The sequence below is a fragment of the Citrobacter sp. Cu233 genome, from assembly GCF_030332225.1.
Taxonomy (GTDB): Bacteria; Pseudomonadota; Gammaproteobacteria; order Enterobacterales; family Enterobacteriaceae; genus Citrobacter.
Genome location: NZ_JAOWIF010000028.1, coordinates 694,857 through 717,101 on the forward strand (window position 1 = coordinate 694,857; position 22,245 = coordinate 717,101).

General features: G+C 52.6%; 19 protein-coding genes. 12 read left to right on the top strand and 7 right to left on the bottom strand.

The genetic code is table 11. The features are described 5' to 3' along the window. Positions 1-7 precede the first annotated feature (7 nt). From entF to fes, 3 genes are read right to left on the bottom strand one after another with little or no spacing between them, the layout of a single operon-like run. Positions 8-3,898 (bottom strand): enterobactin non-ribosomal peptide synthetase EntF, encoded by a 3,891-nt coding sequence (gene entF, locus OGX95_RS04130; protein WP_286628405.1) that lies wholly within the window; start codon positions 3,896-3,898, stop codon positions 8-10. Then, positions 3,895-4,113: an MbtH family protein gene (locus OGX95_RS04135; protein ID WP_286628406.1), complete on the bottom strand. Its 219-nt coding sequence runs from the start codon at positions 4,111-4,113 to the stop codon at positions 3,895-3,897. The genes entF and OGX95_RS04135 overlap by 4 nt, the downstream gene beginning before the upstream one ends. 30 nt (positions 4,114-4,143) lie before the next feature. Next, on the bottom strand, positions 4,144-5,361 hold the full coding sequence (fes, locus tag OGX95_RS04140) for an enterochelin esterase (RefSeq protein ID WP_286628407.1): 1,218 nt from the start codon (positions 5,359-5,361) through the stop codon (positions 4,144-4,146). 251 nt (positions 5,362-5,612) lie between these two features. Here fes and OGX95_RS04145 point away from each other — a divergent pair, with 251 nt between their 5' ends. Both OGX95_RS04145 and entD read left to right on the top strand, forming a co-directional pair. Beyond that, the gene (locus OGX95_RS04145; protein ID WP_061067488.1) at positions 5,613-7,904 is read left to right on the top strand and encodes a TonB-dependent siderophore receptor; all 2,292 of its coding nucleotides are present in this window, start codon (positions 5,613-5,615) and stop codon (positions 7,902-7,904) included. Between the two features lie 50 nt (positions 7,905-7,954). Beyond that, complete coding sequence (gene entD, locus OGX95_RS04150) at positions 7,955-8,578, top strand: enterobactin synthase subunit EntD (protein WP_286628408.1); 624 nt, start codon at positions 7,955-7,957, stop codon at positions 8,576-8,578. A gap of 3 nt (positions 8,579-8,581) precedes the next feature. Here entD and OGX95_RS04155 read toward each other — a convergent pair whose 3' ends face one another. Both OGX95_RS04155 and OGX95_RS04160 read right to left on the bottom strand, forming a co-directional pair. Continuing rightward, a complete protein-coding gene (locus OGX95_RS04155; protein ID WP_286628409.1) occupies positions 8,582-9,517 on the bottom strand; it encodes a transketolase family protein in 936 nt (311 codons plus the stop codon). After that, a complete protein-coding gene (locus OGX95_RS04160) occupies positions 9,510-10,340 on the bottom strand; it encodes a transketolase (RefSeq protein ID WP_286628410.1) in 831 nt (276 codons plus the stop codon). Before OGX95_RS04160 ends, OGX95_RS04155 begins: the two co-directional genes overlap by 8 nt. 361 nt (positions 10,341-10,701) lie before the next feature. On the opposite strand from OGX95_RS04160, the gene OGX95_RS04165 reads away from it, so the two are divergent. The 8 genes from OGX95_RS04165 to OGX95_RS04200 all read left to right on the top strand — a co-directional run bounded on the left by OGX95_RS04165 (position 10,702) and on the right by OGX95_RS04200 (position 19,546). Beyond that, complete coding sequence (locus tag OGX95_RS04165) at positions 10,702-11,652, top strand: sugar-binding transcriptional regulator (RefSeq protein ID WP_286628411.1); 951 nt, start codon at positions 10,702-10,704, stop codon at positions 11,650-11,652. A 342-nt stretch (positions 11,653-11,994) separates the two neighbouring features. Continuing rightward, the gene (locus OGX95_RS04170; RefSeq protein WP_286628412.1) at positions 11,995-13,515 is read left to right on the top strand and encodes an FGGY family carbohydrate kinase; all 1,521 of its coding nucleotides are present in this window, start codon (positions 11,995-11,997) and stop codon (positions 13,513-13,515) included. A gap of 128 nt (positions 13,516-13,643) precedes the next feature. Beyond that, entirely contained in the window at positions 13,644-14,579 is a 936-nt protein-coding gene (locus OGX95_RS04175) for a D-ribose ABC transporter substrate-binding protein (protein WP_286628413.1), read from the top strand. Positions 14,580-14,622: 43 nt separating this feature from the next. After that, positions 14,623-15,243 carry a DUF2291 family protein gene (locus OGX95_RS04180; protein ID WP_286628414.1) on the top strand — a complete coding sequence of 207 codons (621 nt, stop codon included), beginning with the start codon at positions 14,623-14,625 and terminating at the stop codon, positions 15,241-15,243. A gap of 1 nt (position 15,244) precedes the next feature. Further along, the gene (locus tag OGX95_RS04185) at positions 15,245-16,789 is read left to right on the top strand and encodes a sugar ABC transporter ATP-binding protein (protein ID WP_286628415.1); all 1,545 of its coding nucleotides are present in this window, start codon (positions 15,245-15,247) and stop codon (positions 16,787-16,789) included. Between the two features lie 17 nt (positions 16,790-16,806). Next, positions 16,807-17,874, top strand: a complete 1,068-nt coding sequence (locus OGX95_RS04190; RefSeq protein WP_286628416.1) for an ABC transporter permease — start codon at positions 16,807-16,809, stop codon at positions 17,872-17,874. A gap of 53 nt (positions 17,875-17,927) precedes the next feature. Beyond that, positions 17,928-18,725, top strand: coding sequence for an SDR family oxidoreductase (locus OGX95_RS04195; protein WP_286628417.1), 798 nt, complete (start codon positions 17,928-17,930; stop codon positions 18,723-18,725). A gap of 35 nt (positions 18,726-18,760) precedes the next feature. After that, on the top strand, positions 18,761-19,546 hold the full coding sequence (locus tag OGX95_RS04200; protein WP_286628418.1) for an SDR family oxidoreductase: 786 nt from the start codon (positions 18,761-18,763) through the stop codon (positions 19,544-19,546). A 41-nt stretch (positions 19,547-19,587) separates the two neighbouring features. On the opposite strand, the gene OGX95_RS04205 is transcribed toward OGX95_RS04200, so the two are convergent. Next, on the bottom strand, positions 19,588-20,292 hold the full coding sequence (locus OGX95_RS04205; protein WP_286628419.1) for a GNAT family N-acetyltransferase: 705 nt from the start codon (positions 20,290-20,292) through the stop codon (positions 19,588-19,590). A 144-nt stretch (positions 20,293-20,436) separates the two neighbouring features. On the opposite strand from OGX95_RS04205, the gene OGX95_RS04210 reads away from it, so the two are divergent. Together OGX95_RS04210 and OGX95_RS04215 are read left to right on the top strand one after the other, a co-directional pair. Beyond that, positions 20,437-21,555, top strand: a complete 1,119-nt coding sequence (locus OGX95_RS04210) for a YbdK family carboxylate-amine ligase (protein ID WP_286628420.1) — start codon at positions 20,437-20,439, stop codon at positions 21,553-21,555. 66 nt (positions 21,556-21,621) lie between these two features. Then, positions 21,622-21,870 (top strand): DUF1158 family protein, encoded by a 249-nt coding sequence (locus OGX95_RS04215; protein ID WP_286628421.1) that lies wholly within the window; start codon positions 21,622-21,624, stop codon positions 21,868-21,870. A gap of 22 nt (positions 21,871-21,892) precedes the next feature. Here the strand turns inward: OGX95_RS04215 and OGX95_RS04220 are convergent, their stop codons facing one another. Next, a complete protein-coding gene (locus OGX95_RS04220) occupies positions 21,893-22,234 on the bottom strand; it encodes a RamA family antibiotic efflux transcriptional regulator (RefSeq protein WP_286628691.1) in 342 nt (113 codons plus the stop codon). Positions 22,235-22,245 lie beyond the last annotated feature (11 nt).

Here is a 22,245-nt window from a genome sequence, read left to right on the forward strand (position 1 = left end):
AGTCCATTTATTGGATGTCTTTGAGCAAGTCGCGCATGACTGGCCCAATCTTCTCGAACGCCATTGGCGTAATGATATCAACGTGCGCGCAGTCCTGGCGATAAACATCCAGACTGGAAATCCACGGCGACCAACTGCGTTCCGGGCTGACTCCCGGCGGTAACGTGCGTTCAGCAACAAACAGCGTCGCGTGTCCCGCAAAAGGTACGCTATGTGCCGTACTCAGCAGTCGAACCGCATCGGCGTAGTTACCTTCGATGGCGCTAAACAAGGCGTCGGACGCATTACCCTGCTGAGCAGTCAGAAACGCTTCACGCTCACGATCAATCTCCGCCAACACTTCCGGGTCGAGTCCATTGGCCTCTTTTTCCGACCAATTTTGCGTTTCCGGCGGCCAGGTATCCAGCAGGCCGAGAAACGCGACCGTTTCTCCGCGCGCGTGTAATCGGGCAGCAATGCCCTGCGCCAGCGTACCGCCCAATGAGTACCCTATCAGATAATAAGGTCCATGAGGTTGCTGACGAAGTAACGTTGCCAGGTGCTGTTCGCACACCGCATCCAGGTTTTCTGCTGTCTGCATCGGGCCATCCGGTCGCGGTGACTGGATACCCATAATCGACCACTGTGGAGGAAGGTAGCGTGACAACACGCTAAACTGCCAGGCGAAACCCGATGCCGGATGGAAGCAGAACAGCACAGGACCATCGCTTTCGCGCAGCGGCAGCAGTGTTTCAAATCCCAGCCGTTGCGACTGCTCGTCATCATTGTTATCCAGCAATGCGCTGAGCTGTTCGACAGTCGAGGCCACCATAATCTGCCCAGGAGTGACCTGGCGCGCAAAAATGCGGCTCAATTGTGCCGCCAGCTTCATCGCCAGCAGAGAATGCCCGCCAAGCGCAAAGAAATCCGCTTCAACATCATTGACCTCACAACCCAGCAAGGTCGCGAACGCCTGCGCAATCGTGGTTTCAGTCCCTACTCGCGGTGCCCGCCCTTCCTGGCGTGACGTCAGTTGTGGCATCGGTAACGCTTTACGATCCAGCTTCCCGTTGGCGCTGAGCGGTAGCTCCGCCAGTTGCAGCAGCACGGCCGGTACCATATGTGCAGGCAGGGTTGCGCGCAGATTCTCGCGCAATGCCGGAATATCCAGCGGTAAACCCGATTGTGACACCAGATAACCCACTAACTGGCGAGCATCGCCGCCTGTCGCTGCCGCCTGATTGAATACGCAGGCATGGGCAACAGCATGCTCAACATCTGGCAACTGCTGCATCACCCGATCAATCTCGCCCAGTTCAATACGCTGCCCGCGGATTTTTAGCTGGTCATCACTGCGCCCAAGATATTCCACCGCACCATTTTCCAGCCAGCGCGCCACGTCTCCGGTACGGTACATCCGTTCGCCAGGGTTAAATGGATCGGCAATAAAACGGCTCGCCGTCAGATCGGGTCGGCCGAGATATCCCTGCGCCAGTTGGATCCCCGTCAGGTACAGGTCACCGGCGACACCAATGGGCACTGGACGCATCATGGCATCGAGGATCCGCAAACCGGTATTCCAGACCGGATAGCCGATGGGTACGCTGTTGCCCGTCACGGCAGTGAGTTCCTCACCCCAGGCTGGATACCAGCTTACATCTACCGCCGCCTCGGTTGGCCCATACAAATTATGCAGCGGCGCGTGGGTCAGTTGCTCCCATTCGCGGCACAACTCTGCCGGCAGCGCTTCACCGCTACAAAACACCTGTTTCAACGTGGAGCAGCTTTTCTGCGCCGTTTCTGGTGTCAGTGAGGTCACAAACGCCGCCAGCATCGACGGTACAAAGTGCGTTGTCGTCACCCCAAACGTCGCGAAGAACTGTTGCATCGCCAGTGGGTCACGATGTGCCTCTGGTTCAGCCATTACCAGTTTTGCCCCGGCAATAAACGGCCAGAAAAACTCCCAGACCGAAACATCAAAACTGCATGGCGTTTTTTGCGCCACCACATCGTCGGCGGTCAGCGGATAGTGATTCTGCATCCACAGCAGGCGGTTAACGATGGCGGTTTGCCCTACCATCACCCCTTTTGGTCTGCCCGTCGATCCTGAGGTGAAGATGATATAGGCCGTATGATTTGGTCGTGATAATGCTAATGGTGTGTCATCCTGCGCTGGTAGCGGCGCGGTGTAGCACAGGCTTTCCAGCCCAGGGATATCGCTAAAACGAGCCAATTGTTCATCAGTGGTGATAAGCAAAGTAGGTTTAGCGTCTTCCAGCATCATCCGCAGGCGATCGTCCGGATATCCGGTATCCAGCGGTAACCAGGCAGCCCCTGCTTCGACGATACCGTGCAGCGCCAGCGTCAGGAAAACGGAGCGCGGTAAGGCGACCGCCACGCTGTCCCCCGGGCGCACACCGCGTTCGAGCAGCAGTTTTGCCAGTGCCACCACCTGCTGACGCATTTCGCGATAGCTAAACTGATAGCGGGCATCGGCCAGCGCCGGCGCATCCGGTGTTTTGCTGGCTTGCCCAGCCACCAGTGCACTTAATGTGGTGGAAGGGATCGTCACTGCCGTATTGTTAATTGTCGCCAGTTGTTCATGCTCAGACGCCAGCAGCATCTCCGCATCCCCGCAGCGTAACGCCGGATTTGCGGCAAATTGTGCAATAAGCGCCGTTAAACGCGAAGCATGCTGTGCCAACGTAGCGGCGTCATATCGCTGCTTATTCGCCAGAATTTCAATGCTCAACCCGCCATTTTCATCCGGGAACAGCGCCAGCTCCAGATCGTTAACCGGCCCCGTTGCCAGCGTATGCGTTTGTGCCTGCACGCCAGGAATATTCAACTGATAGTCAAAGATCTTCACGTTCAGCACCGGGCCAAACAACGGTTCAGCCCCGGCTGCACGCCCGCTGTCACGGACAATTTGTTCGGCATCATAGCGCTGGTGTCGGCGCATTTTCTTCATCTGGCCAGCCAGCCGTTGAGCAAGCGCAGGGAGACTTTCTGCTGCATCAAGTCTCACAGCAAAGGGCAGGACATTTAACACCGGTCCGGTAGCGGTAAGCGCCGCTGATCCCATGCGGCGCATAAAGATAAACCCGGCGGCATAGTCCATTCGGCTACATAAACGACCGAGCCATAATGCTACCAGCGCCAGTGCCAGATCCGCACGCTGAACATCTGGCATACGTGACGCGAGCTGGCGAAATGACCCTTCAGGCGCGGTTAACTTCATACGAATAATATCCGCGCTGGCTGAGCGACCCGGCAGCGGTTTGTTCGACAATGAAGCCGGCGGCGGCAGTTGTTGGCGTTGTTCAGCCCAGAATGCGCTATCACGTTGCCAGGCATCGCTTTGACGATACTGTTGATACTCTTCCACGACCTCGGCAAACGGCGTAAATGGCGAGGCTGGCGTGGATTCATCGCGCAGCCACGCTGTGTAAATTGCAGCAATCTGGCGGGTAATCGCCGGGAAACTAAAGCCATCAACCAGTAAGTGATGATAGCGCTGATACCAGTACCAGCGTTTATCTCCCACCTGAATGAGCAGATGGAAGACCAGCGGCTTACCGCCGTCAACGCGAAGATCCTGTTGCAGATCCGCCCGCATCAACGCGCGTGCCGCCTCGTGCGGACTGGATTCATCACGCAAATCGAGTATGTCAGGTTCAGCAAAGGTGAGCGTAGGATCAACCCATTGCCAGATTTCACCGTTATCCTCAGTGAACTGCATCCGCAGGGTATCTGCATGTTCCAGACCGGCCACGACCGCCTTTGCCAGCAGTGGTGCATTCAGTTCACCGGTTAATTCGACATAGTGTGCAACGCTCCACGCCGAGGGCAATGTGGAGAGCTTTTCTGCCATCCAGATCCCTGGCTGGGCCGCAACTAAGGGTAAGCGCTGGGTCATTGCGCCTCCTGTACATCGACATAGTTCGCTGGCATCAGCGTGGTCCAGTTCGCATCCAGCCATTGCTGGCAGAGTTCCTGCGACTGCGGTTCGCACACAACCGTCCAGCCAGCAGGAAGTGAACACTGCTGAGGCCAGAGGCTGAATTGACGTTGTGGGTTTTGCAGAATGTAAAACTGTCCCTGCGGGTTATCGAAGGGGTTACTGAATTCCATACTCAACTCCTGTCGTGGAACATCGTCCGGTTAAAGCGTGTCAGTGAGCGGTTGCCAGAGCGTCATCAGCCCTTGCATTAAGCCGCCGCGCCAGCAAAGCGCATCATGTCCACCCTCAACCTGACGCCAGAAAATAGACTGTGGTGCAGAGGGAAATTGGGTGAATAGCGCCTGATTAGCACGAAAAATAATCGGCTCGCGGGTCCCGGCCTCCAGCACAATACGTAGACCCTGAACGCCTACCGTTCCGGCCTTCAGTTGTTCAATAATCACGCCATCCTGATGACCACCGCGATGCGGCCACCAATAAGATCCGGACTGACTGAGTACGCAGCCAAAACGATCTGGCCAGTTCAGTCCAGCATACAGCGAAGACAAACCGCCAAAACTTTGCCCGGCAACTACCGTGCGCTGCGGGTCGTTGCTGAATGGCGTCGTGGTCTTCACCAACGGCAATAATTCCTGCTGAACGGCCAGCCAAAAATCAGGGTTACACGGCAACTCATGGCTGCGATGCGGCGTGTCAATGGCATCAATCAGGAGATATACCGCGGGTGGAAGCTGGCCACGATGAGTGAGTGAGGTGAGTGCCGGCCAGACCGGCATACTGTGTGCCCAAAACTGTCCGTCCAGCAGAATAGCCAGAGGACGTTCTTCCGGGTTGGCTTCACCGGTGGTAAAAACCCACACCCGGCGCGTATTACCCAACCGGTCGCTGTGCCATTGCAGGCATACTGCGGGCGAGTCAGGATTTTCAGGGCGATCCCATCCCGGCTGTACGGGAGCATCTGGCATCTCCAGTGCGGACACCGCATGCCCCCGCCCCCCTTTCCAGCTTTGAGTATTGAGAGGATCCGCAATAGCCTGTGGCAGCAGTTGCCGCCAGCCTTCACGTAGCACAGTACGATCGGGCGTTTCACCCGGTGCCAGTGAGGCAAAAATATCGTTTCGATCGGAGGGGATAAAACAGTAACTGCCGCGCCAGTTAGCGCTCAGGGAAATGCTCCAGCACCAAACATTCGTTCCATCAATACGTTGCATCGACTGGGGTACGGCATTTTGATGATGATCGGTAACGCCCGTGATGTAAACCCACACCCGGCGAATGGCTGACTCTTTTTCGGTGCCCTGTGGGTCACGCCACCAGAACGTTACGCGGTAATCTCCGTTGTCTTCACGCTCCCATTCCGGGCCATTTTTAGACTGCCACCACGCCTCGCTTCCCATCATTAACGCCGTCACCGTCATAACCCCATGTTTATTGTGAAATTTTATATATTTGCGTGAAATATATTGATAATATTATTGATAACTATTTGCATTTGCAATAGCGTATTGACGCGCTGTGGGAAGCGCGCACAGTTTTTCACCACTTATAAACCGACCTGGCGCTGCGTACTTTTTCTGGAACGGAGGGTTTACGCAGATGCGGGCGACATCAGGCCTGGTGCCCAAAACGGCACACGGGTACTCGTGGCTAAAAGAAAGCAGGACATACAATGAACAACAAGATTCATTCACTGGCCTTATTGGTCAATTTAGGGATTTACGGGGTAGCACTGCCCGCAATGGCAGAAGATAAAACCGATAGCGCCGCCGTCTCTCATGAAGACACCATCGTCGTCACCGCCGCTCAGCAGAACCTGCAGGCACCAGGCGTTTCAACCATCACCGCAGATGAGATCCGTAAGAACCCTCCGGCTCGCGACGTCTCGGAAATCATCCGTACCATGCCAGGTGTGAACCTGACCGGTAACTCAACCAGTGGCCAGCGCGGTAACAACCGGCAGATTGATATTCGCGGTATGGGCCCAGAAAACACCCTGATTTTGATCGACGGCAAGCCGGTGACCAGCCGCAACTCTGTGCGCCAGGGGTGGCGTGGTGAGCGTGATACCCGCGGTGATACCGCCTGGGTACCACCAGAAATGATTGAACGCATTGAAGTCCTGCGCGGCCCAGCAGCAGCACGCTACGGCAACGGCGCGGCAGGTGGTGTGGTGAATATCATCACCAAAAAAGGCAGCAGTGAATGGCACGGTTCATGGGATACCTATTTCAACGCGCCGGAGCACAAAGACGAAGGTTCAACCAAACGCACCAACTTTAGCCTGAATGGTCCAATGGGCGGAGATTTCAGCTTCCGTCTGTACGGTAACCTCGATAAAACCCAGGCCGATGCCTGGGATATCAACCAGGGCCATCAGTCAGAACGTACAGGTACGTATTCCAATACCTTACCGGCCGGTCGCGAAGGGGTGATCAACAAAGACATCAACGGTATTGTGCGTTGGGATTTCGCCCCACTGCAGTCACTGGAACTGGAAGCGGGTTATAGCCGCCAGGGCAACCTGTACGCGGGTGACACGCAAAATACCAACACTAACCAGTTGGTGAAAGATAACTACGGTAAAGAAACTAACCGTCTGTACCGTCAGAATTACTCGCTGACCTGGAACGGCGGCTGGGATAATGGTGTCACCACCAGCAACTGGGTGCAGTACGAACACACGCGTAACTCTCGCACGCCGGAAGGTCTGGCCGGTGGAACCGAGGGGATCTTCGACCCGACGGCTTCCCAAAAATATGTCGATGCCGACCTGAATGACGTCATGCTGCACAGTGAGATCAGCATTCCGTTGGATCTGCTGGTCAATCAAAACCTGACGCTGGGTACTGAATGGAACCAGCAGCGCATGAAGGACATGCTGTCTAACTCGCAGACCTTTATGGGCGGTAATATTCCAGGCTACAGCAGCACCGATCGCAGCCCATATTCGAAAGCCGAGATCTTCTCCCTGTTTGCCGAAAACAACATGGAGCTGACCGACAGCACCATGCTGACGCCGGGCCTGCGTTTCGATCACCACAGCATTGTAGGCGACAACTGGAGCCCGTCATTAAACCTGTCTCAAGGTTTGGGCGACGACTTTACGCTGAAAATGGGCATCGCACGCGCCTATAAAGCACCAAGCCTGTACCAACTCAACCCAAATTACATTCTGTACAGTAAAGGCCAGGGCTGCTATGCCACCGGTTCTGCCAGCGGTATTGGCTGCTACATGATGGGTAACGATGACCTGAAAGCAGAAACCAGCATCAACAAAGAGATTGGTCTCGAGTTCAAACGTGACGGCTGGCTGGCTGGCGTCACCTGGTTCCGCAACGATTACCGTAACAAGATTGAAGCGGGTACGGTACCGTTTGACAGAACCTCTATCAGCAAGAAAAACGCAACAACGGGCAAGACCACAACAACCTACACCGATATCTATCAGTGGGAAAACATTCCTAAAGCGGTGGTAGAAGGCCTGGAAGGAACGTTGAACGTACCGGTTAGCGAGACCGTTACCTGGACCAACAACATCACCTACATGTTGCAAAGCAAGAATAAAGAGACTGGCGAGCGTCTGTCGATTATTCCTGAGTACACGCTGAACTCCACATTGAGCTGGCAGGCTCGTGAAGATCTGTCACTGCAATCCACCTTTACCTGGTACGGCAAGCAGCAACCGAAGAAATACGATTATCAGGGTAAACCGGTGACCGGCAGCTCGGCACAAGAAGTGAGTCCGTACAGCATCGTCGGCCTGAGCGCGACCTGGGATGTGACCAAAAACGTCAGTCTGACCGGCGGTGTGGATAACGTCTTTGACAAACGTCTGTGGCGTGAAGGTAATGCCCAGACCACTGGCGATATCGTGACCGGAAATTATATGGCGGGCGCTGGTGCGTACACCTATAACGAACCGGGTCGTACGTGGTTCATGAGCGTGAATACACACTTCTGATAGCGTTGTTCCCTCTCCTCCCGGTGGGGAGAGGGAAACGATACAAAATCATGCGTACAATACACACATCAATCCCTTTCGCAGGCTATTCGCTGCAGAGCATCGAATTTGATCCCAACAGCTTTCACGAACACGATCTGCTCTGGCTCCCTCACCATGCCCTGCTAACCGCTGGCGCACGTAAACGTAAAGCAGAACACCTGGCAGGACGTATTGCCGCCGTGCATGCCCTGCGTGAATATGGCAGCAAAACGGTGCCCGGCATCGGCGAGCAGCGACGCCCCCTGTGGCCGCAAGGCCTGTTTGGCAGTATCAGTCATTGCGAAAACACGGCGCTGGCGGTTGTCTCACGCCACCCCGTCGGGCTGGACATTGAAGCCATTTTTTCGCCGCAGGTCGCAGCGGAACTGGCAAGCAGCATAGTGACAGATGAAGAAAAAGCATGGATGGTAGAGAGTGGATTGCCCTTTGAGCAGGCGCTCACACTGGCTTTTTCCGCCAAAGAGAGCGCCTTCAAAGCGACCCCAGCTTTACAGCAGGCAAACACCGGGTTTTTGCAATATCAAATTGTCAGTGTTCAGAAACAGCAACTGCTCCTGCTGACACACGCCCGGACATACCGTGTGCGGTGGCGGTTTTCAGATAGCCACGTTATGACTCTGGCCACAGAGTAGCATTCAAAGCATTTCGCGTGCCTGTGTTGCAATCGCCTGTGCGTCAAAACCGTGGTGCTGACGCATCCAGCCACGATCGGCCGCCACCGCATACTCACCATCAGGGATCCCCAAACGTTTCAGCCTCGTGCCGGCACCTGCTCCAGCCAAAACTTCAGCCACCAAACTCCCCAGTCCGCCATTAACATTATGCTCTTCAACGGTGATGACTGCTTTACAGCCATGTAATGCAGATAAAAGTGCTTTCGTATCACACGGTCGAATTGAAGGGACACTGACCACCGTCGCCTGAATACCGGAATCAGCCAACAGCGCGGCAGCATCAACGATTTCATGCACTGTCGAGCCTGTCGCCACCAGCGCAATATCTTCGCCTTCACGTAAGGTCACGATTGCACCAGGGATAAAGCGATAATTTTCATCATGACACTCCGGCAACGCCTTCCCGTCCATGCGGATATAGACCGGCCCCTGGTAGCCCAGCGCATAGTCGATAATCTGCCGACATTCACGCGGCGAAGATGGGGCAAAAATCTGAATGTTGCCGAAGCCGCGCATAATCGCGATATCATCAATCGCGTGGTGAGTACTCGCCAGCGGACCATAGCTGGCGCCCGCGTTAAGACCAAATAACTTCACATTGGTATTGTTGTAACAAACGTCGACCTTAATTTGCTCATTGGCTCGTGAGATCAGGAATGGTGCGGCATTACAAGTGACAGCCACCTTGCCGCCGAGGGCCAAACCAGCGGCCGTTCCAACCATGCTTTGCTCAGCAATACCTACATTTACCAAACGCCCCGGGAACTGTTTGATGAAGGGGGCAATTTTTGCGGTTGATGTAGAGTCCGCCACGACCGGCACCAGATCGACACCACGTTCTACTGCATCAATAAATGCCTGAACCATAACGTTTGCAAGGTGTTCTGCATTACTCATCTCTCAGTTCCTCCAGTGCCAGTTCAATTTCTTCACCTTTCGGTACGCGGTGGTGCCATTCGGGGCGCCCCTGAATAAAGGAGATACCAGCGCCTTTCGTGGTATTAGCAATAATGACATTGGGTTTACCTTCCTGCTTCAGTCCTTCCAGCGCGGCAACAACCGACGCCATATCATTCCCCAGGCATTCAGTCACCTGCATACCAAATGCCTGCCATTTTGCGGCGAGCGGATCGGTGTTCATGATTTCGCGCGTCGGCCCGGCTAACTGGAGGTTGTTTTTATCATTAATAATGACCAGGTTGTCGAGACCATAATGCGCCGCAGCCAGCGCCGCCTCCCAGTTACTGCCTTCAGCCAGTTCACCGTCACCGGTAATTAAAAAGATGCGGCGGGCGCTGTTGCTCTTCTTAGCCGCCAGTGCCAGCCCGACCGCAACAGGTAAACCATGGCCTAATGCGCCAGTATTCAGTTCAATGCCCGGGGTTTTCTGACGAACGGGGTGTCCGGGGAGATGGGAATTGGCATGTTGATACGTTTCCAGCCAGTCGATGGGGAAATAACCCGCCTCTGCCAGGACGCAGTAGTAACACCCTACTGCATGCCCCTTAGACTGGATATAAACATCGCGCTCATCATCATTGATACGATCCGGAGCAACATTAAGCATTCGGAAGTAGAGCGCAGTCAGCAGTTCGACCTGGGAAAGGTCTGCGCCAGTATGCCCCCCTGCAGGGCTGTTAGCATTCAGTCTAACGATGTGGCGGCGCACAGCCCGCGCTTTGCGCTCAAGTGTCTGGACATCATAGTTGTAGGGATTCATTTAATACCTCTGAATTTATTTTCAATACGGAATATTTATTCCATCAGGGACTAAAAAAACCAGAAATCCCCAGGCGTTGCATCACAAGGCTTGCGCGCTGCGTCATACTCAGGAACATTCTGCCTCCTTACCGCATGCAAACTGATGCCGGGTAATCTTCAGTTGATCTGAAGCCATCATGAATATATATTCACACATGACTCTTTATTCAATTATGCGGCCCGTTTTCTATTTTTGTCCATAGCTGTTTTTGAGTATTGGTTAAAGTTAGAGCTTTATCACACTTAACTGTCGTCATTTTTCGCGTATGATAAAACACTCTAAGATAATGGCTGTACGTAAATGATTTTCGGGGAAATATATGGCTAAGCAGGATGAACAACGGCTATTGGTTAAAATCGCAACCCTTTACTACCTTGAGGGACGCAAACAATCCGATATTGCTCAGCTTCTCTCGCTTTCTCAGTCGTTTATATCCAGAGCCATCACCCGCTGCCAAAAAGAAGGCGTGGTAAAAATCAGCGTCGTCCAGCCCTCAAATATCTTCCTGAATCTTGAGAAAGGCATCGAGGAACGCTACGGGCTTAAGCAGGCAATTGTGGTGGATACGGAAGAGGATGCCAGTGATTACACCATCAAGCGGGCCATCGGCTCTGCCGCCGCACACTATCTGGAAACACGCTTGCGGCCCAAAGATCTGGTCGGGGTATCTTCATGGAGTTCAACAATTCGCGCCATGGTTGATGAAGTCCACACCCAAAATCTTAAAGCAGGCGGCGTTATTCAACTACTGGGGGGTGTAGGACCTAACGGTAACGTACAGGCGACCATTCTGACACAGACACTTGCTCAACATTTGAACTGTGAAGCCTGGTTGCTTCCATCACAAAGCATCGAAGGCTCGGTCGAAGAGAAAAATCGCCTCATCGCCAGTAAAGACGTCGCTGACGTCATTTCTCGCTTCGATAATGTCGATATTGCTATTGTTGGTGTCGGTATTCTGGAACCTTCTCAGTTACTGAAAACCTCAGGTAACTACTATCACGAAGATATGCTGCAAGTCCTGGCCGATCGCGGTGCCGTTGGCGATATTTGTCTGCACTACTATGACAAAAATGGTCAACCGGTATTAACGGATGATGAAGATCCGGTTATCGGTATGGCTCTCGACAAAGTGAAAAAATGTCCGAATGTAGTGGCACTGGCGGGGGGAACGGATAAAGTTGCCGCGATTAAGGGTGCATTAAATGGCGGCTATATCGACGTACTGATCACCGACTACCCCACCGCCCGAATGCTGGTTACAGCCTGATTCTGATACCTCTTTTAGCCTTTGCATAAATGATATTTACGGCAAAGGCTTACCATAAAACCATTATATTTCAATGAACTGAAAGGATTCATCTCCAGTTATTTTTTTATTCTCCCTGCTCTTCCCCTGTCTGTGTAAGTGTGATTCTCAGCACAATTGATGATTTTTCCTGTAGCCCGACGGAAATAATCTGGCTAAGGTATTAAATAAATAATCAACATCGAATATATATTCAGCAATAAAAAACACAACGTCGCGGCCAGGCATGATGAAGTAATGAAACGACAGTTAAGGGTACTCTACCCTCTAAACCGGAACGCTACGTGGCTCAGGAGATAATCTATGTGTGCAGCGAAGAAAGAGTTCATTATTGCGCTGGATGAAGGTACGACCAACGCGAAGGCGGTCGTGCTTGATGCACAGGGCAACGTCGTGGCCAAGTTTTCTCAGCCGCTGGCGATTCAAACGCCACGTGAAGGTTGGGTTGAACAATCCGGTGAGATGTTGATTGACGCCTCCATTAACGTCATCGCCAAAGCGGTTAATCACGCTGGGGCAGAAAATGTGGCAGCACTGGCTATCAGTAATCAGCGAGAAACCGCGATTGGCTGGTATCGTCATACAGGTAAACCGCTGAATTCCGCTATCACCTGGCAATGTACCCGCAGCGCAGGTTACTGCGAGGCATTACGCCAGGACAATAAAGAGCAGTTGATTAAAACAACGACTGGCCTGCCGATAGCCCCACTGTTCTCAGCATCTAAAATGCGCTGGCTGCTGGAATCGGTGACTGATGGCCCACAGCTCGCGGAACAGGGACTGATCTGTCTTGGAACAATCGATAGCTGGCTGCTGTGGAACTTAACCGGCGGCGAAGCGTTCTCCTGCGACTATTCCAATGCCGCACGCACACAGTTACTCAATCTGCACACCGGGCAATGGGATGACACCATGCTGTCATTGTTCCACATTCCTCGCGCCGCATTGCCGGAAATCAAACCATCGAGCGGGTTATTTGGTCACACCCGTGGACTGAATGGGATCCCGGACGGCATTCCGGTGATGTCGATGGTCGGTGACTCACACGCCGCTTTGTTCGGCCATGCTCTCGGCGAGATGGGATGCGTTAAGGCCACGTACGGCACAGGCTCTTCTGTAATGGCACCGGTGAAATCCGCGCAGAGTGATATTGGTGCGCTGGCGACCACTATCGCCTGGCACGATGGCGACAGCATCATTTACGGTCTTGAAGGAAATATTCCACACACCGGCGATGCGGTAGCGTGGATGGCAGAAAGCACCGGGCTCAGCGAGCTGCCTGACGCCGAACTCACTCACGAGCTGAATACCCTTCCTGAATCTGTCGAATCAACGCTCGGCGTGTATTTTGTCCCTGCCCTCACCGGGCTAGGCGCGCCCTGGTGGAATGACAGCGCCCGTGGCGTTATCTGCGGACTCAGTCGGGGTGTAAAGCGGGCGCATTTAATTCGCGCCGCGCTCGAGTCGATGACTTATCAAATCGCCGACGTCGTGGTCACTATGCAACAGCATAATGATTTTAGCCTGTCAGCATTGATGGTTGATGGCGGACCGACCAGGAATGACTGGCTAATGCAATATCAGGCAGACCTATTGGGTTGCCCGGTGATGCGCAGCGATGTACCGGAACTTTCGGCCATTGGCGCTGCATTACTGGCGCGTAAAGCACTTCACCCCGGTTCGCTCACTGATTTAAAAGCCTTTTTAACCGTACACAGCACATTTCAACCCGACATGACGCGTCATCATCGTCTGCAAAAAAGATGGCAAGAATGGCGCCATGCGGTAGACAGAACATTATGGAAACCGGCCTCGTCCGTCTGACGCCTCACCAGGGAAAATACGTGACGATTTTTTACCAACAATAAAAGGAGAATTCCGGCCCATAAAAGAATTCAGGCTTTACGTTGTTTCACCGTACCCGACAATAACAACACAGAGAGAACATTGTCATGAAATTACGTTTAACGCTGCTAACTGCTGCAACCCTGACTGCTTTGTCTTTTACTGCCCATGCCGCAGATAAAGGGACAATCATGATTATGGTTAACTCACTGGATAACCCTTATTACGCCTCTGAGGCAAAAGGTGCCAGTGAAAAAGCACAACAGTTAGGTTACAAAACCACGATTCTTTCGCACAGTGAAGATGTTAAAAAACAGAATGAATTAATCGATACCGCCATCGGAAAAAAAGTCCAGGGTATTGTATTGGATAATGCAGACTCAACCGCAAGTGTTGCGGCAATTGAAAAAGCAAAAAAAGCTGGGATTCCTGTCATATTAATCAACAGGGAAATTCCGGTTGATGATGTTGCGCTTGTACAAATCACCCATAATAACTTCCAGGCTGGTTCTGAGGTGGCCAACGTATTTGTTGAGAAGATGGGCGAAAAAGGCAAATATGCCGAATTGACCTGTAACCTGGCTGATAATAACTGCGTTACTCGCTCTAAATCCTTCCACCAGGTTATTGACCAGTTCCCGGACATGACCAGCGTCGCCAAACAGGATGCCAAAGGTACGCTTATCGACGGTAAACGTATTATGGATAGCATTCTGCAGGCACATCCGGACGTTAAAGGTGTCATCTGCGGCAACGGTCCTGTTGCGCTTGGCGCCATCGCCGCGCTCAAAGCAGCCAACCGTAACGACGTTATTGTCGTTGGCATTGATGGCAGCAACGACGAACGTGATGCGGTAAAAGCAGGAACACTTCAAGCCACGGTGATGCTTCAGGCTCAGGCGATCGCTGCACAGGGCGTCGCGGATCTGGATAACTACCTGCAAAATGGCGTAAAACCAGCTAAACAACGCGTCATGTTCCGCGGCATTCTCATCACTAAAGATAACGCAGATAAAGTCCAGGATTTCAATATCAAATCCTGATCTCGGGTTATTGCGCCTCTCACGAGGCGCAAAGGAGAATATTATGACTAAAAAAGTCTGGCTGGCGCTGGCCGTATTGACCGTCGGAGGATGTCGCATCGTCTCGCAGCAAGAGCTGGCGGATCTCAAATCTCCACCAAACCCCAATATGGCGAATATAGACCAAACGTGGCAAAGCAAAATTGTCCCACAAATTGTTGGGCAGGCTCGTCCGGTTGCTGAATTAATGGCCGCGTTGCAAACCGAACCAGACATTGATAGCGCCTGTAAAAACCTTGGCTACCGCTCCCAGGAAGAGAATCCCTGTATCTTTTACGTGAAAGTAGAGGGGCCAATTAGCCATCTTGATACCACGTCCCGCAGTGGGAAAATGACTATCACGGATAAAAGCGGCAGCAATATTATCGTACAAATTGGCCCAACCCTGCGAGGCACGCAATTACGCGATGCTTATAAAGGCACCAGCTATGGCGACTTCAACGACCAGGTATTATTTGGTGAATATGGTCGAGCCATTAACGAACAAGCGATAAAAATGATTCAAGCGTCGCAACTAAAAACGGGTGAATCAACACAAGTCTATGGTGTTTTTTCTGCGTGGGATATTCCGCAAACGCTTCCGGATATTACACCAGCAAAAATAGAAAAGATGAGGGGACAATAAAATGCAACAGCAAGATATCATCGTTCCCCACCCAGTCGAATCAGACGTTATTATCGAAACCCGCGATCTGTCACGCATCTACCCTGGGGTAGTAGCATTAGATAACGTTAATTACCGGGTATATCGTAATAAAGTAAACGTGCTGATCGGAGAAAATGGTGCCGGTAAATCCACCATGATGAAAATGCTTGCTGGTGTTGAAAGCCCATCATCCGGTCAAATCTTTCTGGACGGCAAGCCCGTTTTTCTGAATTCAACTCATCAGGCTGAAAAACAGGGCATTAGCATTATTTTCCAGGAATTAAATCTCTTCCCAAATATGAACGTCATGGACAACATCTTCATGGCTAATGAGTTCTTTCAGAAAGGGAGAATTAACGAAAAGTACCAGTATGCACTGGCTAAATCTTTACTGGAAAGGCTTGAACTGGACGTTGATCCGTATACGCCCCTGGATGAACTCGGGATTGGCCACCAGCAACTGATTGAGATTGCCCGTGCCCTTTCCAAAGATACGCGTGTGCTAATTATGGACGAACCAACGTCAGCCCTCAGCCAGTCTGAGGTAAAGGTGTTGTTCAATGTGATTGAACAGCTCAAGCGGCGTGGCGTTACCATCATCTACATATCTCATCGTCTTGAAGAACTGATGGAAATTGGTGACTACATCACTATCTTTCGCGATGGCCGATTTATCAGTGAAAGAACGGTCAACGATGCCAGCGTTCCATGGATCATTGAACAAATGGTTGGCGATAAGAAAAAACATTTCGATTATCAGCCCGCACCAAAAAGTGACACGATCCTTACTGTTCAGGGACTCACAGCACTCCATCCCAGCGGTGGCTATAAGCTCAATGACGTAACATTTAGCTTAAGTAAAGGTGAAGTGATTGGAATCTACGGTCTGCTGGGCGCAGGACGTACAGAACTGTTCAAAGGCCTGGTTGGATTGATGCCTTGCCAGAGTGGGAATGTTCAGCTCAACGGTGAATGCATTAATAAAGCCCACTTTCAGTCCCGACTGAAAAAAGGGCTGGCGCTGGTACCAGAAGACAGACAGGGCGAAGGCGTCATTCAGATGATGTCAATTCAGTCCAACATGACGCTGTCTGACTTCAGCCTGAAAGGATTTCGCCGTGCCTGGAAATGGCTCAACCCGCATAAAGAACAGGCCAGCGTGAAGAATATGATCCAGCAGCTAGCCATCAAAGTCAGCGATCCCGAGCTGCCTATTACCTCATTGAGTGGAGGCAATCAACAAAAGGTTGTCCTCGGCAAAGCATTAATGACGCAGCCACAGGTGGTCTTCCTTGATGAACCTACTCGTGGCATCGATGTCGGTGCCAAAACTGACGTATATCACCTGATCGGCAAAATGGCTCAGCAAGGGCTGGCGGTGATGTTCTCCTCATCAGAACTGGATGAAGTGATGGCCCTGGCGGACCGAATTCTGGTGATGGCCGATGGCCGCATTACCGCAGATGTCCCTCGCCATGCGGTCACTCGTGAGAAATTGATCGCGGCTTCTACACCTCAAGATTAATCAGGCTGGAATCCATCATGAACCAGAAATATATGATTTATATGTACCTGCTGAAGGCCAGAACGTTTATCGCTCTGCTGCTGGTGATCGCATTCTTCAGCGTGATGGTACCGAATTTCCTGACCACATCTAACCTGCTGATTATGACCCAGCATGTTGCGATCACCGGACTACTGGCGATTGGTATGACGCTGGTGATCCTGACCGGCGGTATCGATCTTTCCGTCGGCGCAGTGGCAGGTATTTGCGGCATGGTTGCAGGGGCATTGCTCACTAACGGTCTGCCCATCTGGGGCGGCAATATTCTCTTTTTCAACGTGCCTGAAGTGATTCTCTGTGTCGCCATCTTCGGCATCATTGTTGGATTGGTTAACGGCGCGGTAATCACTCGCTTCGGTGTTGCCCCCTTTATCTGTACCCTCGGCATGATGTACGTCGCCAGGGGGTCAGCCTTGCTGTTTAATGACGGTAGCACCTACCCCAACCTCAACGGTATGGAAGCGCTGGGTAACACCGGTTTCGCCACGCTGGGTTCAGGCACGCTACTGGGGATTTATCTGCCTATCTGGTTGATGATCGCCTTCTTACTGCTGGGCTACTGGCTCACCACCAAAACCCCTCTCGGTCGCTATATCTACGCTATCGGGGGGAACGAATCTGCTGCGCGCCTGGCTGGCGTACCTATCGTAAAAGCGAAAATATTTGTCTATGCCTTCTCCGGGCTGTGTGCCGCTTTTGTCGGGCTGATTGTGGCTTCCCAGTTACAAACCGCACACCCGATGACCGGCAACATGTTTGAGATGGATGCCATTGGCGCGACTGTGCTGGGCGGAACCGCGCTTGCCGGGGGGCGCGGGCGCGTCTCCGGATCCATTATCGGTGCCTTCGTCATCGTCTTTCTGGCGGATGGCATGGTGATGATGGGTGTCAGCGATTTCTGGCAAATGGTGATTAAAGGCGTGGTTATTGTCACCGCCGTAGTCGTCGATCAGTTCCAGCAAAAGCTACAGAACAAGGTCATTCTGATGCGTCGCCATGAAGAAAAGCAGACGGCGACACCTTCAGCCAATACCGTATCCAGTTAAGCAGCATCATTCCGCCGGACGTGTGTTGCCCGGCTTATTCAGGAGATAAGAATATGCAACGTGATTTTCAGGGTAAGACTGTTGTCATCACCGGCGCCTGCCGGGGGATTGGCGCGGGCATCGCTGAACGTTTCGCCCGCGATGGCGCGAAACTGGTGATGGTCTCCAACGCCGAGCGCGTCCACGAAACGGCTGAACAACTGCGTCATCGTTACCAGGCCGACATTCTGTCTTTGCAGGTTGATGTCACCAATGAGGCGCAGGTGCAATCACTGTATGAACAGGCCGCCGCGCGCTTTGGCACCATTGATGTATCCATCCAGAACGCAGGTGTCATCACTATCGATTATTTCGACCGCATGCCGAAAGCGGATTTCGAAAAAGTCCTCGCCGTAAACACTACCGGAGTGTGGCTCTGCTGCCGGGAAGCCGCAAAATATATGGTTAAACAAAACCAGGGCTGCCTGATTAACACGTCCTCCGGTCAGGGACGCCAGGGGTTTATCTACACTCCGCATTATGCCGCCAGCAAGATGGGCGTGATCGGTATCACTCAAAGTCTGGCACATGAACTGGCTCCGTGGAATATCACCGTCAATGCCTTCTGCCCGGGCATTATTGAGAGTGAAATGTGGGATTACAACGACCGAGTATGGGGCGAGATCCTCAGCACGGAGGAAAAACGCTATGGCAAAGGTGAACTGATGGCGGAATGGGTTGAAGGCATTCCCATGAAACGTGCGGGTAAACCTGAGGATGTCGCCGGACTGGTCGCTTTCCTGGCCTCTGACGATGCACGTTATCTCACCGGACAGACCATCAATATCGATGGCGGCCTGATTATGTCGTAACGCCCGCAAGGGTATTTGCAGGGAGAGTTATCACTATGATCGCAAAAGATTTTGCTCAACAACTGTTTAACCTTGAAGGGCGCGTCGCTTTCGTGACCGGCGCGGGCAGCGGCATCGGTCAGACTATCGCGTATGCCCTCGCCAGTGCGGGTGCTCGCGTAGTTTGCTTTGACTTGCGCGAAGACGGCGGACTAAAAGAAACCGTCAATAATATCGAAGCCATTGGCGGGCAGGCTGCTCTCTATTCGGGCGATGTCCGGCAGTTTAATGACCTGCGCGCTGCAGTTGCGCTGGCAAAAGAGCGCTTCGGACACCTGAATATCGCGGTAAACGCCGCCGGTATTGCTAACGCCAATCCTGCGCTGGAAATGGAAAGCGAGCAGTGGCAACGCGTAATTGACATCAATCTCACTGGCGTATGGAACTCCTGTAAAGCGGAGGCAGAACTGATGATTGAATCCGGCGGCGGTTCGATCATCAACATCGCGTCCATGTCAGGAATCATTGTCAACCGGGGACTGGAACAGGCTCACTACAACAGTTCTAAAGCTGGCGTGATACATCTTTCGAAAAGCCTGGCGATGGAGTGGATTGGGAAAGGTATTCGCGTGAACTCAATCAGCCCTGGCTATACCGCCACGCCGATGAATACCCGTCCGGAGATGGTTCATCAGACGCGGGAATTTGAAAGTCAGACACCCATTCAGCGAATGGCCAGGGTGGAAGAAATGGCTGGCCCGGCGTTATTTCTTGCCAGCGATGCAGCCTCATTTTGTACCGGCGTCGACCTGGTGGTAGATGGTGGATTTATCTGCTGGTAACAGAAATTCGCCCGCAGACATCTCAAACTGCGGGCGTTAACTTAAATCGCTCTGCACGCCGCCAGTGACCGATGCTGCCGCCCCTGCGCATCAAAGTTTTCCGGGGCCAGCCAGCGCTGTAAAACAACGTCACACTGTGGCCACTCATCGTCAATCATTGATAGCCAGTCGCTATCGCGGTTGCGACCCTTACGCACCATCTTCTGGCGAAAGCGCCCTTCATGGATAAACCCTAAACGCTCCGCCGCACGGCGGGATGCGACGTTCAGAGAATCGCATTTCCACTCCACGCGGCGATAGCCCAGCGCAAATGCCTGACGCAGCAGCAGCCAGACGGTTTCTGTACCCAATACCGTATTCTTCATGCGTGGCGACCAGGTCACATGGCCTATCTCGACCGAGCCATTTACAAGGTCGATCGCCATGAATGAGACTAACCCCACGGCGCGCCCGGATTGTAAATCAATCACCGCATAGGGAACCAAAGAGGCATCCGTTGATTTGTCCGTCACCCAACGCACGGCCTCCTCTACGCACGCAGGACGCGTGCTGGCAAGCCAGGTCCAGTCACGTTCATCAGGTGCCTGTGCGTAGGCGTCAAACAAATCGGCAGCATGGTGGTCAGCATTCAGGGGCTCCAGACAGCAATATTGACCAATAAGCACACTCCGTGGCAGCGCGGTTGCGCCATTCCAGTCCGGCAGGGCATCACCCACCGTCTGCCCATACCGATTTATCTCTGGCACTGTTCAACCCCTGTTATGCAAACAAAAACCAAGTTATAGCACCCGCCATTTCGCCTTCAAAGTACCGGTCAGGAATTTTTAACGCAGAACCGAAAATCACCGCCCCTTCTATACTGATTAAAAATCAACGCTCAGGGGAACACGATGTCACTTCCCGATTTTCATATCTCTGACCCCTTCACGTTAGGTATTGAACTGGAAATGCAGGTAATCAATCCTCCGGGCTACGATCTGAGTCAGGACGCGTCCAGGTTGATTGACGCCGTGAAGTCAGAACTCACTGTCGGCGAGGTGAAGCACGATATCACCGAAAGTATGCTGGAAATGGCGACCGGGGTGTGTCGCGATATTGACCAGGCTGCCGCACAGTTTTCCACCATGCAGCACCTTGTTTTGCGCGCCGCCACAGCGCATCACCTCGAAATCTGCGGCGGTGGTACGCACCCGTTTCAAACATGGCAGCGTCAGGAAGTGTGTGATGACGAACGCTATCGGCGGAACCTGGAGAACTTCGGCTACCTTATTCAGCAGGCAACGGTTTTCGGTCAGCATGTTCATATCGGTTGCGCCAACGGTGACGACGCCATTTACCTGCTGCATGGCCTGTCGCGCTTTGTTCCGCATTTTATTGCGCTCTCTGCCGCCTCACCTTATATGCAGGAAGCAGACACGCGATTTGCCTGCGCGCGGCTGAACATTTTCTCCGGATTTCCCGATAATGGCCCGATGCCGTGGGTGCGCAACTGGCAGGAATTTGAGGGCTTATTTCGCCGACTGGCATGGACCAGCATCGTTGACAGTATTAAGGATTTGCACTGGGATATCCGCCCCAGCCCACACTTTGGAACGGTAGAAGTGCGGGTGATGGATACCCCGCTGACTCTTGAGCACGCACTCAACATAGCCGGGCTTATTCAGGCTACCGCCCACTGGTTACTCACTAAACGGCCATTCAGGCATCAGGAAAATGATTATCTGTTGTACAAATTCAACCGTTTTCAGGCCTGTCGTTTTGGTATGGAAGGAATACTCACCGACGTGAACACCGGGGATCACCATCACCTGGCGGATAACACGCTACGCTTACTGGACACTGTCGCAGCATCGGCGGAAAAAGTGGGGGCTGCCAGTGCCATAAACACCTTACATCAGCAGGTGAAAAAGGGTCACAATGAGGTCCGGCACATGCGTGATTTTGTGGCAAACGGTGGCTCGCTGAGTGGGCTGGTGAAAAAACATTGTGAGATCTGGGCGGGGCATTAAGCGCGACGTTTGCGTTAACCAACGATATCCCGGACAATGGCTTTTTAACTCAAGTTTAACAATGCCATGAAACACCCGCTTGAATCACTGATGACCGCCGCCGGGATACTGCTGTTGGCTCTGCTTTCCTGCCTGCTGCTGCCCGCCCCTTCGCTTGGCCTGGCGTTGGCGCAAAAGTTTGTCACAACCTTTCATTTAATGGATCTTAATCAGTTTTATACGTTGTTGTTTTGTCTGTGGTTCTTGCTTCTCGGGGTGATTGAGTATTTTGTGCTGCGTTTCATCTGGCGGCGTTGGTTCTCGCTGGCAGAATAGACCCGCGAGAACCCGTATCCCGTCAATGTGTACGGCTGTGATTTTCTTTACGATACGCCCCAGGTGGCTGGCTAAACGTACGGGTAAAAATACGCGTGAAAGTCTGCTGCGAATCGAAACCATACTTCAGGCAGATATCGTAAACTTTTTGGTCGGTATCGCGCAGATCGCGTGCCGCTAATAATAGCTTACGTTCACGGATATAACGCCCGAGGCTCTCACCTTTGTACTGCTGGAAAAGGCGTTGCAGATGCCATTTTGAATACCCCGCATGGCGTGCAATATCATCAATGCGCAAGGGTTGATTCAAATTATCATCAATCCATTCAACAATCGTATCAATTACCTGAGCAGAAATCGTCATCATGCTCTCCC